Here is a 13,561-nt window from a genome sequence, read left to right as displayed (position 1 = left end):
GGCTCTTCGCAGATGAGGGTGTAGCGACGTCGGTTTCCGGATAGGGGTCGAGGTCTTCCAGGATGGAAGTTCTCACACTCACCGTCCGAAAGACCTCGACGTGTCCCACGCTACCTTCGCCGCGCCCGATCTGACCATGTTCTGCCGACTCGACGAGCTCGGCCTCGTCGCCGTCGGGCAGCACCTCGAACCGGATCGGGCGGTGATCGAGTGCCGCGTCGCCGAGCCGGATCCATGGTGTCGCAAATGCGGGACCGAGGGCGTCCCGCGCGACACCGTAATGCGCCGATTGGCACACGAGCCGTTCGGGCACCGGCCGACAACACTGCTGGTCCGGGTGCGCCGCTACCGATGCGATCACTGTCGACGCGCGTGGCGGCAGGACACGGCGAGGGCGGCACCGCCGCGAGCGAAGATCTCTCGCGGCGGGATCGAGTGGGCGTTGGGAGCGATCGTTGTCGACCATCTCACCGTCTCCCGGGCCGCTGCCGGTCTCGGAGTGTCGTGGCATACCGCGAATAGCGCGATCATCACTGAAGGCAAGCGCCGGCTGATCGATGACCCCGCACGGTTCGACGGGGTCACCACGATCGGCGTCGATGAACACGTCTGGCGGCACACGAGGTTCGGCGACAAGTACGTGACTGTGATCATCGATCTCACCCCGACACGGAATAAGACAGGCCCGGCGCGGCTGTTGGACATGGTCGAAGGACGTTCCAAAGCCGTGTTCAAGCAATGGCTCGCTGGTCGTCCGAAACCCTGGCGGGACGGGATCGAGGTCGTCGCGATGGATGGGTTCACCGGGTTCAAGACCGCGACCGCCGAAGAGCTTCCCGACGCGGTCCCGGTGATGGACCCGTTCCATGTCGTCCGCCTCGCTGGCGACGGATTGGATCGCTGCCGGCAACGCGTCCAACAGGCCACTGTTGGGCATCGTGGCCGCGCTGGCGACCCGCTCTACAAGGCCCGCCGCACCCTCCACACCGGCGCGAACCTGCTCACCGACAAGCAGCACGCTCGACTCGAGGCCGTGTTCGTCATCGCGGAGCACGTGGAAGTCGAAGCGACCTGGGGCATCTACCAGCGCATGATCGCTGCCTACCGGGAACCCGACAAGCACAAGGGGAAGGCGATGATGCGATCCGTCATTGACTCCGTCACCAGCGGTGTTCCCGCCGCGCTGGTCGAGATCCGTCGCCTCGGACGAACCCTGAAGCAACGCGCCACCGACGTACTCGCGTTCTTCGACCGCCCCGGAACCAGTAATGGGCCCACCGAGGCGATCAACGGCCGTCTCGAGCATCTCCGCGGCTCTGCTCTCGGCTTCCGAAACCTCACGAACTATGTTGCCCGCAGCCTGCTCGAAAGCGGAGGATTCAGACCCCACCTACACCCTCGATTGCGATGAGCCGCTTTGAGGAAGTATCCGCCGGAGTTGCGGGAGCGAGCGATGCGGCTCGTGCAGGAAGCGCGGAAGGAGGATCCGGAGTTGTCTGTGAATCAGGCGGTGATCCGGATCGGACAGCGCGTCGGGGTGAATCCGGACACGTTGCGCGGTTGGGTTAAGCAGGCTCAGATCGACGCGGGAGAGCGTCCTGGAACGACGACTGACGATGCGTCGAGGATCAAGCATCTCGAGGCGGAAGTGCGTGAGCTCAAGCGCGCGAACGAGATCCTGTTGGCGGCGTCGAGTTTCTTCGTCCGAGAGCCAGGCCCGCGACTGCCGTGGTAGTTCAGTTCATCGACGATCATCGTGATCGGTTCGGAGTCGAGCCGATCTGCCGCGTGCTCACAGAGCACGGGGTGAAGATCGCTCCGTCCGGGTACTACGCCTTCAAGAAACGTCCAACCTCCGCGCGAGCGGTCGCCGACGCGGAACTGGTGGTCCAGATCGAACGGGTGTTCTGGGACCGCAACCTCGGTCGCGGAATCAGCGGCGCCCGCAAGATCTGGCGGCTCCTGCGGCGCGAGGGCATCACCGTCGCGCGCTGCACGGTCGAACGCCTCATGCGGTAGCAGGGGCTGGGCCGGTCCGCGTGAAACTCGCGTTTGAGGTGATCCTTCTGGCCGCGGCGCTGAGTCGTCGGAACGGGTGGTGATGAACTGCTTGCCCCGACGGATCCCGCGCGGTGAAGACGTCACCGGTGTCTTTCAGCACTCGGACGCCGGCTCTCAAGACACGGCTCTGCGCTACACGGAGCGGCTCGCTGACGTCGGAGCGATCGCATCGATCGGAACCCGTCGGCGACAGCTATAACAACGCCCTCGCCGAGAGCGTCGTCGGCCTCTACAAGACCGAATGTGTGAAGATCGACGGCCCGTTCCGCAGCGCCGACGACCTCGAACTGGCCACGCTGTCCTGGATGCACTGGTTCAACGAGAACCGGCTGCACTCATCGATCGGATACCTCACACCCATCGAGAAAGAGAACGAGTACTACCGTGAGATGAACTCCCAACGCCAACCGGCACTGGGAGAACACGCCCTCCACTAAACCCGGGGCGATTCACTGTGCCCGGTTACTCTCTTGGTCATGACCGAAGCACCTGCACCCGAGTTCCAGGATCCGTCTGTCCAACCGGACGTGCGGGTGCTCGGCGCCCGTGAGCACAACCTCAAGGACATCGACCTCACCGTTCCCCGCGACGCGCTGGTGGTCTTCACCGGCGTGTCCGGATCGGGGAAGTCGTCGCTGGCGTTCGGCACCCTGTACGCGGAGTCGCAGCGCCGCTACTTGGAGTCCGTCGCGCCTTATGCCCGGCGGCTGATCGATCAGGCCGGCGTCCCGGACGTCGACTCGATCACCGGGATGCCCCCGGCGGTTGCCTTGCAGCAACAGCGGGGAGGGCGCAACGCCAGGTCCTCGGTGGGCAGCATCACCACCCTGTCCTCCCTGGTGCGGATGCTCTACTCTCGTGCCGGTGACTACCCCGACGACCAGCCGATGCTCTACGCCGAGGACTTCTCCGCCAACACCGTCCAGGGTGCCTGCCCGGAATGCCACGGCATCGGCCGTGTGTATGAGGTCACCGAAGAACAGATGGTTCCGGACACCTCGCTGACGATCCGCGAGCGCGCGATCGCGTCCTGGCCGACGGCCTGGCACGGTCACCAGTTGCGCGACGTCCTCGTCGCCCTCGGTTACGACGTCGACGTTCCCTGGCGGAAGTTGCCTAAGAAGGACCGTGATTGGATCCTCTACACCGAAGAGACCCCCTTCGTCCCGGTCTATTCCCGGTACACGCTCTCTGAGGCGCTCGAAGCCGCCGAAGCAGGGGTCAAGCCGAGCTACTCTGGCACCTTCGTCGGTGCACGCCGCTACGTGCTCGACACCTTCGCCAATACCAAGAGCGCCTCGATGAAGCGCCGCGTGGCCCAGTTCCTCGACGTGGCGCCGTGCCCGGTCTGCCACGGCAAACGGCTGAAGCCCGAAGCTCTGACGGTGACCTTTCAAGGGCTCGACATCGCCGAGTTCTCCGAGCTGCCGCTGCGGGAGCTGGCTTCGCTGCTAGAGGTAGTTGTCGCCGATGCCGCCGATCACGCAGGTCTGGTCTCCGGTGGTGCAGGCATCTCCGGTAGAGTCCCACACGCGGCCGCACGACGCGAGGCCGTCGAGCAGCGGGTGGCCGCCGGCGGGTCCGCTCACACGGCCGCGCCTGATGTGCGCCGCACCCCGAACCAGTCGGCCGAAAAACGGGCCGCTGCTGCGCGGCTAGCGAAGGAGCTCGTTGACCGCCTGCAACCCATCATCGACCTCGGGCTTGGCTACCTGTCTCTGCACCGGACCACGCCAACCCTGTCCGGCGGCGAGCTGCAGCGGCTGCGGCTGGCCACCCAGCTGACCTCGGAACTGTTCGGCGTCGTCTACGTGCTCGACGAGCCGTCGGCCGGTCTGCACCCGCAGGATGTGACCGCGCTGCTCGGGATCCTCGACGGGCTCAAGCGCCGGGGCAACAGCTTGTTCGTTGTCGAGCACTCCGTGGAGGTGATGCGACACGCCGACTGGTTGGTCGACATCGGCCCGGGCGCAGGCGAGCGCGGCGGCCGCATCCTCTACAGCGGACCGACCAGCGGCCTCGCCGACGTCGAGGGATCCGTGACGCGGGGGTACATCTTCGGTGGCGGCGGGCTTCCGCCGCACGTGCCCAGGGAGCCGCAGGACTGGTTCGCCCTGCACAACGTCACGCGCAACAACCTGCGAGACGTGTCACTCGACCTTCCATTGGGCGTCCTGACTGCGGTTACCGGCGTCTCCGGATCGGGCAAGTCGAGTCTTGTCAGTCAGGCGTTGCCCGCGCTCCTCAGCGAACGGCTGGGGCGCGCTGTGCCTGTCGACGAGGCACCCGAGGACGATGAATTGCTCCTGACCGATTCCTCCAATCATCTGGAGGGCACTCTGGCCGGGGATCTGGCCGGCGTGCGTCGCGTTGTCAGCATCGACCAGAAACCCATCGGTCGCACGCCGCGTTCCAACGTGGCCACCTACACCGGTCTGTTTGACCATGTGCGCAGCCGCTTCGCGCAGACCCGGGAAGCGCGCGCTCGGGGCTACAAGCCGGGCCGGTTCTCCTTCAACGTCACCGGCGGCCGCTGCCCGACCTGCGAGGGCGAGGGCTCGGTGATGGTCGAGCTGCTCTTCCTGCCGTCGGTCTACACCGAGTGCCCGGACTGCCATGGCACCCGCTACAAGGAGAGCACTCTGCAAATCACCTGGCGCGAGAGGAACATCGCTGAGATCCTCGCGATGAGCGTCGAGGATGCTCATGCCTTCTTCGCGAATGAGGAGGAGATCATGCGGTCCCTGTCGACCCTGATCGACGTGGGGCTGGGCTACCTGCGGCTGGGGCAGCCCGCCACCGAGCTCTCCGGCGGCGAGGCCCAACGCGTCAAACTCGCCCGCGAACTGCAGCGCGCTCAACGCGGCGACACCCTCTACGTACTCGACGAGCCGACCTCCGGCCTCCACTGCGCCGACGCCGACCACCTGGTCACCCATCTGCAGACCCTGGTCGAAGCAGGCAACACCGTCGTGATGGTCGAGCTCGACATGCGGATCGTGGCAGCGGCCGACCACGTCATCGATCTCGGGCCAGGCGCAGGAGAGGACGGTGGCACCGTCGTCGCCTCCGGCACGCCCCAACAGATTGCCGACGCAGGCGTCGGATCCTCGGCGAAGTACCTCGCCGCAGCCCTAGAAGAGTCCGCCACACTGGAGCGCTCCGCCTAACGCCCCCACGATCACGGGGTTGAGGAACAACGGAACTGTTGTTAGCGGTAGCCGCTGCCTGCGATACCGGCTGGTAGCGGTGCTGTCACCCGCCGCAATCGAACCGATCCGTCCCTGGTGGTGACGTCAGTCATCTGACGGACTGCTTTCGGGTTCTCCGGCGCGTTTGACCGCGCGGTAGACGGTGGAGCGGCCCACATTGAACAAGTCGGCCAGCTCGGCCGAGGTGTGCTTGCCACCGCGCCACAGCTCAACCAGGTGCGCCTCCTGGGCGGGCTTGAGCTTGAGTTGCTTGCCGCGCAGCCGGCCCTTGGCTTTGGCGACCTTCATCCCTTCCCTGGTGCGCAGCCGAATCAGATCCGACTCAAACTCAGCAATCATCGCCAGAACGTTGAACAGCAGCTGGCCGACGGGGTCGGTCGGGTCGTGGACCGAGCCGCCGATGTTCGGCTTGACCTCGGCGGCGGTGAGTTCTTCGACGATGTCGCGGGCGTCGGTCAAGGACCGGGCGAGCTTGGTGACGACAAGGGTGTCGCCGGCGTGGCAGGCGGCGAGGGCCTCGCGTAGCCCGGGTCGGGCCCGGTTGGTGCCGGTCAGGCCGTGGTCAACGTAGATCCGGTCCGGCGTCACCCCCAGGGCTTCCAGGGCGTTGCGTTGGGCGGTGAGGTCCTGGTCTTCGGTCAAGCAGCGGGCGTACCCGACGAGCATCTGGGCCATCCGGTGACTGTACCGGTTGAGCTACGTGTACCGAACGGACACGAGCACAGCTCGACACGTCTGTGGAGTTGATCGCTCGATGGCGGTGTTCTGTGATCGCTTCGTGGCGGGGTGGGCGCACGTAAGCGGATCGGGAGTGGAACGGGTTCTCTTTATCGTTTGATCACCACGAGTTGCTTCGCTGGCGGTTCTCGCTGTGGAAGGTGATCGTCGCATTGAGGGGCACGATGTGGGTTGATTCTAGGCAACGTGGAGGTCGGCGAGGTGGGTGTGGAGCAGAGTATGCGTGACGATGGTGGCGGCGGTGCGGGTGAGCAGGCAGCCGAGGACGCGTCGGAGCGGTCGGTCGGGACGCTGGAGCTGTTCTTTGACCTGGTCTTTGTCTACGCGATGTCCCAGGTGACGGTCCTGATGTTGGCGCACATTTCCTGGGCGGGTTTCGGGCGCGGGCTCCTGACGCTCGGCGCAGTGTGGTGGGCGTGGGTCTGCTACGCCTGGCTGACCAACATCTCCGACCACGCCGGGTCCGCGCACCGCCTGCTGATCTTCCTCGCGATGGCGGCGATGCTGGTTGCCGCGGTCGGGTTGCCGCAGGCATTCGGCGCTCGGGCGTTGGTGTTCGGGCTCGCGTTCTTGGCGGTACGGCTGATCCACGTCGCGCTGCTGGCTCTCGACGTGCGGGCGGAGGCGGACGTGGGTGCGGCCGCGCTGCGGCTGGTCCCCACCCTGCTCATCGGACCGGCGTTGCTGGTGGCCGCCGCATTCGTCGACACACCGGGGCGGGAGCTGCTGTGGATCGCGGCCGCGGTGATCGACTTCTCCGGACCCGTTCTGGTCGGTACCGCCGGCTGGGGTGTGGCGCCCTCCTACGTCGTGGAGCGGCACGGGCAGATCATCATCATCGCACTGGGTGAGGCGATCGTCGAGGTAGGTGCCGGCGCCAAAGACTCTCTGGGACGGCCGGTTGTGGTGATCGCCGTTCTCCTGGCCGTGCTGATCGCGGCCGGCTTGTGGTCGTCCTACTTCGGTTACCTCCGCCGGGGTGCCGAACGGCGGCTGCGCGGCACTGGGGATCGGGAGCGGGCCCGGTTGGCTCGCGATTCCTACAGCTACCTGCACCTCCCGCTGGTGGCCGGGGTGGTGTTTTTCGCGCTCAGGGTACACGAGGCGGTCGCGGATGCGGCGCGCCCGCTCCCGCTGTTGTCCGCGGTCGCCCTGGCCGGTGGCGTGGCGTTGTTTTTCCTTGGCGACGTCGCCTACCGATGGCGTGATCACCACCAGCTGGCCGTCGATCGCCTCCTTGCCGGGGTGGGGGCTAGCGTGTTGATCCCGGTCGCTGTGCTCGCGCCGGCGTTGGCGACGCTTGCCGGGCTCCTCCTGGTCTGCCTGCTGCAAACGAGCTGGGAACTCTGGCGCCACCCCGCGATCGGGCCGGTCGACAGCTCCTGATTATCCAGCGCCGTCAAAGTCCCGCTCGGTCTACCCCTGGGTTCCCGGCCAGCATGGCGATGACGCGTTCCAGCCCGGGGGGCGGCGGCTCCCGCCAGACCAACTCAAGAGGGACCAGCAGGGACGGGTTGAGGGGGCGGATCACGGTTCCAGCGACTGCTAGGTGCTCGGCCATCGCCGGGGCGACCGGAGCCACCCCGTGGCCGGCGGCGACCGACCGCAGCACGGCTTCGGGGACGTTGATGAGGTCGGGTTGGGTGAGCACCTGGTCGGGGCGAGATAGGCCGGCGGGGAGCAGATGGCCGATGATGTGGTCCCAGATGCCGAGGAAGAGGTCGCGGGGGAACATTACGATCGCCTCAGTGGCGAGATCCGCGACCGCGATCGCTGCCGAGGCGGCGAGTCGGTGCTGGGCCGGCAGCGCCAGGTGCACGGGTATTTGGCGAAGGACCGTCCCGGACAGATCCTGCTCGTCGGCGGAACGGCCCCAGACGATGGCGGCGTCCGCAGTCTCCGCGCGGACCGCGCGGATCGCCTCCCTGCCAGTGGCGGTCGCAATGGTGACCTCCAGGCCGGAGGCTGGCCCGGATATCTGGTGCAGCATCGGGTCCAGGACGTACTCGACGGCGGTGACGAGGCGGAGTTCTAGGTGCCGGTGACGCCCGTCGGCGCAGCGGACCTCGGCGCGGGCACGGTCGGCCCGATCCAGCAGGATGCGGGCGTGCTCGAGGAGCACCTCACCAGCGGCGGTGAGCGTCACGCTGCGTGGGCTGCGCTCGAACAGGACAACGTGCAGGTCGTGCTCAAGTGCCTGAATCTGCTGCGACAGCGACGGCGCGGCGATGTGCAGCCTGCGGGCGGCGCGCGCGAAGTGCCGTTCCTCGGCTACGGCAACGAAGTACCGTAGCTGGCGGAGCTCCATAACTACCCATGTTAGACCCCTCCTAATGGGGCGGAGGAAACGTGTCATGGCAGTGGACCACGATCATCGCGAAACTGGGTACGAGGGCCGTAGCCGAATCAGGGTCAGCCCGCAGAGCCGTCGGACCACGTTCGGTCGCTGGCTCCTTTGCACGTCCCATCAGGAGGTTTCCCATGAAAGCTGTTGTGTACAACGGACCGCGCGACGTCAGTGTCAACGACGTCCCAGACGCGAAGATCGAACGGCCCACCGACGTCCTCGTGCGAATCACCGCCACCAATATCTGCGGCTCCGACCTGCACATGTATGAGGGGCGCACCGATTTCGAGACCGGGCGCACGTTCGGGCACGAGAACATGGGCGAGGTCATCGAGGTCGGCGACGGCGTCGACAAGGTCAAGGTCGGTGAGCGGGTGGTGCTGCCGTTCAACATCTCTTGCGGGTTCTGCAAGAACTGCGAGCGAGGTTTCACCAACTACTGCCTGACCACCCAGCCCGATCCGGCAGCTGCCGGCGCGGCCTATGGCTTCGCGGCGATGGGCCCGTGGGCGGGCGGGCAGGCGGAAATGCTGCGGGTGCCGTACGGCGACCACAACTGCCTTCGCCTGGGCGAGGACGCCCAGGAGAAGGAGAACGATTACGTCATGCTCTCCGACATCTTTCCCACCGGCTACCACGCCACCGAGATGGCCGGGGTCATCCCCGGGGACTCCGTGGTGATCTACGGCGCCGGCCCGGTGGGGCTGATGGCGGCCCTGTCGGCCACGATCAAGGGGGCGGCCAAGGTGATGGTCGTCGACCGCCACCCGGACCGGCTGCGGCTGGCTGAACAGATCGGCGCCATCGCGGTCGATGACTCCAAGACCGATCCCGTGCAGTTCGTGCTCGACCAGACGATGGGCCTCGGCGCGGACCGTGGATGTGAGTGCGTGGGCTATCAAGCCCACGACCCGCAAGGGACCGAGGATCCGGTGATGACCCTGAACCGTCTGGTGCAGTCGGTGCGGTTCACCGGCGGCATCGGCGTGGTCGGCGTCTTCCTGCCCCAGGACCCCGGCGGCCCCGACGAGATGGCCAAGCAAGGGAAGGTCGCCTTCGACTACGGCCTGCACTGGTTCAAGGGCCAGACCATGGGCAACGGCCAGGCTCCGGTGAAGAAGTACAACCGCCAGTTGCGGGACCTCATTGCCGCCGGCAAGGCCAGCCCGTCCTTCATCGTTTCCCACGACCTGTCCCTGGACCAGGCCCCCGACGCCTACCAGAACTTCGATGAGCGCAACGACGGCTGGACCAAAGTTGTGCTGCACCCGGACCACGCTGACCGGTAGGCGGACAGCGGGCGGTGCGCCCGCACGGGCAGGCCGCCACCTCTCACAGAACGGAATAGACCATGGCAGGCGAGTTGAATGGCAAGCGGATCGCGATCCTGGCCGCGGACGGCGTGGAGCGCGTGGAGCTGGAACAGCCGAGACAGGCCCTGCAGGATGCCGGGGCCACGACCGAGTTGCTGTCACTGCAGAGGGCGAGATCCAGGCCCGCAACAACGACCTAGATGCGGCTGGAACGTTTCCGGTCGATGCCCTGGTGAAATCGGCCTCGGTCGATGACTACGACGCCCTGTTGCTCCCCGGCGGCACGGTGAACCCTGACCAGCTGCGTGTGGACTCCGACGCGGTCGGCTTCGTGCGCGATTTCGTGGGGGCCGGCAAGCCGGTCGCCTCGATCTGCCACGGACCGTGGACGCTGATCGAGGCCGGCGTCGCGGCGGGCCGGACGTTGACCTCGTACCCGAGCATCCGCACCGACCTGCGCAACGCCGGCGCGAACGTCGTGGACGAAGAGGTGGCACGCGACGGAAACCTGGTCACCAGCCGCTCACCCGACGACCTCCCGGCCTTCAACTCCGCGATCGTGGAACTGTTCAGCCAGGCCGGTGAGACAACATGATCAAGGTTGCGCTTTCAGTGATCGTTCAGGCCAAGCCCGGCAAGGAGAAGGACGTCGCGGACTTTCTGCGCGACGCGCGCTCCATCGTCGAGCAGGAGCAGGATACGCGGGCCTGGTTCGCTCTTCAGCTCGATGAGTCGACCTTCGGGATCTTCGACGTGTTCCCCGACGACGACGCCCGCCAGACCCACCTGTCGGGGGGCGTCGGCCAGGCACTCACCGCGCAGGCAGCAGAGCTGTTCAGCGCAGAACCGAGCATCCAGAACATCGACGTGCTCGCGTACAAACTGCCCGGCGAGAACGACTAGATGAGTGAGTCCGATTGGTGTGGGCGGCGTGGGGGCTGTGAACCGGTGGCGGAGGGTGTTAAGCCCAGTGTGTGAAAACTGAACCGGCCCAGGTTCTGTGCCGCTTCTATGCGGGTTGCGCGAGGACATGGTCACAGCGGACGCTGATCCGGAGACCGCTTACGTGCGGACCCTCGTGCAATTCACGTCGGGACCTCACGTTGCCGCCCCGCGCCGCGTCCCCGGGATGGGCAGCCCGCCTCGCCACGTGAACCTGACGTCGATGGGAGGTGCGAACCCAACGCCCTGATCGAACAGCACTGACGCTTCGACGAGTTGCACCCTGCGATCGCAGGCGACCGCGAACCACCATCCCGAACAAGGCCTGCTAATGGCCTATCTGTGAACAGAAGAGGACGCACAATATGAAAGCAGCACGATTGAACGAAGTAGGGTCGGATTTCGTCATCGAGGACGTTCCGACTCCAGAACCTGGGCCTGGGGAGGTCCTCATACGAATCGGTGGATCCGGGGCATGCCACTCCGACCTGCACGTCAAGTCCGGCGAGATTCCGGGTGTCGCTTTCCCACACACCCTGGGTCATGAGAATGCAGGCTGGATCGAGTCCTTCGGTCCCGGCGCAGAAGGCAACGGGTTCGAGGTCGGCGACGCGGTCGTCGTGTTCGGCGGCTGGGGCTGCGGTCACTGCCGTTTCTGCCTGGGAGGCAAGGAACAGCTCTGCAACACATTCCTGTGGGGCGGCATGGGCCCAGCAGGCGGGTATGCGGAGTACATGGTCGTGACGTCCGTGCGGCATTTGCTCCGGGCAGACGGACTCGACCCGGTAGAAGCAGCCGCTCTCACCGATGCGGCCCTCACGCCTTACTCGGCGGTCAAGAAGGCGCTGCCCCACCTAGTGCCCGGCACTAGCGCGGTCTTGATCGGCGCTGGAGGACTCGGCCAGTACGGGGTCCAGTTCCTGAAGCTGCTCTCCCCAGCGAAGGTGATCGTCGTCGACACCGACGAGAAGAAGCGTCAGACCGCACGCGAGCTCGGCGCCGACGTCACCGTCGACCCTCGAGATGCTGATGCCGCGGAACAGATTCGCGCTGCCGCCGGCCAGGACGGGGTAGCGCCTGTTCTTGACTTTGTCGGAATCGACACGACCATGGCCCTTGGTGCTGGGGCGGTGGACCGGCTCGGTATCTATGTGCTCGTCGGGCTCGCGGGCGGCAGCTTCCCGTTCTCGTTCTTCCGCTTCGCCGCCGAAGCAGTGATGATGACGAGCAACTGGGGTACTCGGAATGAACTCGAGGAGGTACTCGCCCTAGCCCGCTCTGGGCGCCTGGTATCTGCGATTGAACAACACCCACTCTCGGAAATCAACGAGGTGTTTGAGCGCCTCGCCACCGGTCGGATCCCCGGACGGGCCGTACTGGTCCCGGGAACGCCCTCCTCGAACGGCTGAGCGACCCAACGGCCAGGACGATGCCCCTCCAACGAGAGAACAACAGGCGGGGGCATCGTCCTCGCCACCGCGATCGGGAATCGTTGAGTGGCCGCTGGATGCTCGAGCGGGGTCCCGGTCACTCGTCGTGTATCTCTAGCAATACGGGCGACGCTTGAACATGCGCGGAGCTCGGAGCAACGGTGACGGCGCTACTATCCGGAGCCCGCGTAATTCTCACGGGACTGCGCGGATCGGTCTGAGGTGTTGTACCTGTTTGACCAGGCGAGCTCATTTTCGTCGGATCGTCACAGGAGACTCCTCCACAGGCCGGTTCATGATGACATCCAATCAACTCAGAAGGATGCGGCACCAAACCCAGGTCGGTTCATGGCCCTGGCCGCCGCAATCTGGCACAACTGGAAAACCGGAGCCACCACCAAACGATCCCTCATCGCCTACGACCACTAACCAATCGGACTCACTCATCTAGATGTGAGGGCCACCCCCGCTGTGCGTCGTCCGATCCCTCAGGAGGCACCAATGGATGTGAATGCCTCCGAGCCGGGCACCGAGACCGACGACCGGACCACGGACCCTCTCGAGCTGTTCTTCGACTTGGTCTTCGTGTTCGCGATGTCCCAGGTCACCCAGTTGATGCTTGCCGAGGGCACGTGGCTGAGACTCGGACGAGGCGCGTTGGCGTTGGGGCGTGAGGAACGAACTGGTGACAGTTTCGGTTTAGGCCGCGAGTGTGAGCGGCTCGGCTAGCTTGGCTTCGAACTCGATGGGCATCAACCCGCCGAGAGTGTCCTGTGCTCGTTGGCGGTGATACTTACGCTCGATCCAGACGACGATCGCGAGTCGCAGCTCCTGTCGGGTGGCCCACCGTTGCTGGTTGAGGACGTTCGTTTGAAGAAGCGACCAGAAGCTCTCCATCGCGGCGTTGTCCCCGGCCGCGCCGACGCGGCCCATGGATCCGACCATGTCGTGACGGCGCAGCTCACGGGCCATGGCTCGGCTGCGAAATTGGCTGCCCCTCTCGGCATGCAGGATGCAGCCGGCGACCTCACCACGGCGGGCGACGGCGTTGCGGAGTGCGTCGACGGCGAGTTTCGCGGTCATCCGATCCGAGATCGAGTAGCCGACGATCCGGTTCGAGAACACGTCCTTGATCGCGCAGCAGTAGAGCTTGCCCTCGGTGGTGGTGCGGTGCTCGGTGTGAGGTCGGCCAGCGGCGCCCTGTCCCGGTCTCCCGGGGTGGGTCTCCGCTGGCCGCCTCCCGAACCGGACGTGCCCATTCCTGAGCATCCGGCTCTCCACGTGGTCATGACGTTGCGGTCGCTGCGCTGGTCCAGGGCGTTGGGATCTTCGCTCCTCGATAGCGGTATCGGGTCACGGTGACCTTCCACGCCCTGAAGAACTCGATCCCGCCGTCACGGATCTGCCAGCCAGGCAGGTGACGTCGGACCAGGGTGTGCATGTTCAGTCGGGGATGTCGTTTCTTCAACCAGCCGACGATCCGCCAGAAGGCGAATCGATCGAGGTAGGAGAACGTCG

General features: G+C 65.9%; 9 protein-coding genes and 4 pseudogenes. 9 read left to right on the top strand and 4 right to left on the bottom strand.

The features are described from left to right. Positions 1-100: 100 nt before the first annotated feature. The 3 genes and pseudogenes from APR04_RS29715 to APR04_RS29705 all read left to right on the top strand — a co-directional run bounded on the left by APR04_RS29715 (position 101) and on the right by APR04_RS29705 (position 5,231). The gene (locus tag APR04_RS29715; RefSeq protein WP_253871651.1) at positions 101-1,411 is read left to right on the top strand and encodes an ISL3 family transposase; all 1,311 of its coding nucleotides are present in this window, start codon (positions 101-103) and stop codon (positions 1,409-1,411) included. A gap of 42 nt (positions 1,412-1,453) precedes the next feature. Next, positions 1,454-2,498, top strand: a pseudogene (locus APR04_RS29710) (integrase core domain-containing protein). Between the two features lie 39 nt (positions 2,499-2,537). Further along, positions 2,538-5,231, top strand: coding sequence for an excinuclease ABC subunit UvrA (locus APR04_RS29705; RefSeq protein WP_253878124.1), 2,694 nt, complete (start codon positions 2,538-2,540; stop codon positions 5,229-5,231). Positions 5,232-5,357: 126 nt separating this feature from the next. Here APR04_RS29705 and APR04_RS29700 read toward each other — a convergent pair whose 3' ends face one another. Continuing rightward, on the bottom strand, positions 5,358-5,948 hold the full coding sequence (locus APR04_RS29700) for a recombinase family protein (protein ID WP_253878122.1): 591 nt from the start codon (positions 5,946-5,948) through the stop codon (positions 5,358-5,360). Positions 5,949-6,197: 249 nt separating this feature from the next. Here APR04_RS29700 and APR04_RS29695 point away from each other — a divergent pair, with 249 nt between their 5' ends. Next, positions 6,198-7,397, top strand: a complete 1,200-nt coding sequence (locus APR04_RS29695; protein ID WP_253878120.1) for a low temperature requirement protein A — start codon at positions 6,198-6,200, stop codon at positions 7,395-7,397. Between the two features lie 13 nt (positions 7,398-7,410). Here the strand turns inward: APR04_RS29695 and APR04_RS29690 are convergent, their stop codons facing one another. Further along, positions 7,411-8,319, bottom strand: coding sequence for a LysR family transcriptional regulator (locus APR04_RS29690; RefSeq protein ID WP_253878118.1), 909 nt, complete (start codon positions 8,317-8,319; stop codon positions 7,411-7,413). A gap of 173 nt (positions 8,320-8,492) precedes the next feature. Here APR04_RS29690 and APR04_RS29685 point away from each other — a divergent pair, with 173 nt between their 5' ends. The 5 genes and pseudogenes from APR04_RS29685 (at position 8,493) to APR04_RS29665 (ending at position 12,772) form a co-directional block, all read left to right on the top strand. Further along, on the top strand, positions 8,493-9,647 hold the full coding sequence (locus APR04_RS29685; RefSeq protein WP_253878116.1) for a glutathione-independent formaldehyde dehydrogenase: 1,155 nt from the start codon (positions 8,493-8,495) through the stop codon (positions 9,645-9,647). A 62-nt stretch (positions 9,648-9,709) separates the two neighbouring features. Next, a pseudogene (locus tag APR04_RS29680) lies at positions 9,710-10,266 on the top strand (type 1 glutamine amidotransferase domain-containing protein). Continuing rightward, a complete protein-coding gene (locus tag APR04_RS29675; protein ID WP_253878114.1) occupies positions 10,263-10,574 on the top strand; it encodes a putative quinol monooxygenase in 312 nt (103 codons plus the stop codon). Before APR04_RS29680 ends, APR04_RS29675 begins: the two are co-directional and overlap by 4 nt. Before the next feature lie 404 nt (positions 10,575-10,978). Then, positions 10,979-12,022, top strand: a complete 1,044-nt coding sequence (locus APR04_RS29670) for an NAD(P)-dependent alcohol dehydrogenase (protein ID WP_253878112.1) — start codon at positions 10,979-10,981, stop codon at positions 12,020-12,022. A 522-nt stretch (positions 12,023-12,544) separates the two neighbouring features. Next, positions 12,545-12,772 carry a low temperature requirement protein A gene (locus APR04_RS29665; protein WP_253878103.1) on the top strand — a complete coding sequence of 76 codons (228 nt, stop codon included), beginning with the start codon at positions 12,545-12,547 and terminating at the stop codon, positions 12,770-12,772. On the opposite strand, the pseudogene APR04_RS29660 reads toward APR04_RS29665, so the two are convergent. Beyond that, a pseudogene (locus tag APR04_RS29660) lies at positions 12,743-13,222 on the bottom strand (transposase); the annotation flags it as partial. The gene APR04_RS29665 and the pseudogene APR04_RS29660 overlap by 30 nt on opposite strands. A 106-nt stretch (positions 13,223-13,328) precedes the next feature. Beyond that, positions 13,329-13,561, bottom strand: a pseudogene (locus APR04_RS29655) (group II intron reverse transcriptase/maturase); the annotation flags it as partial.

The organism is Promicromonospora umidemergens (assembly GCF_024171995.1).
GTDB classification, from domain to species: domain Bacteria; phylum Actinomycetota; class Actinomycetes; order Actinomycetales; family Cellulomonadaceae; genus Promicromonospora; species Promicromonospora umidemergens.
Note: the sequence above shows the minus strand (reverse complement) of the source record. Positions and strands in the feature narration are given on the sequence as shown.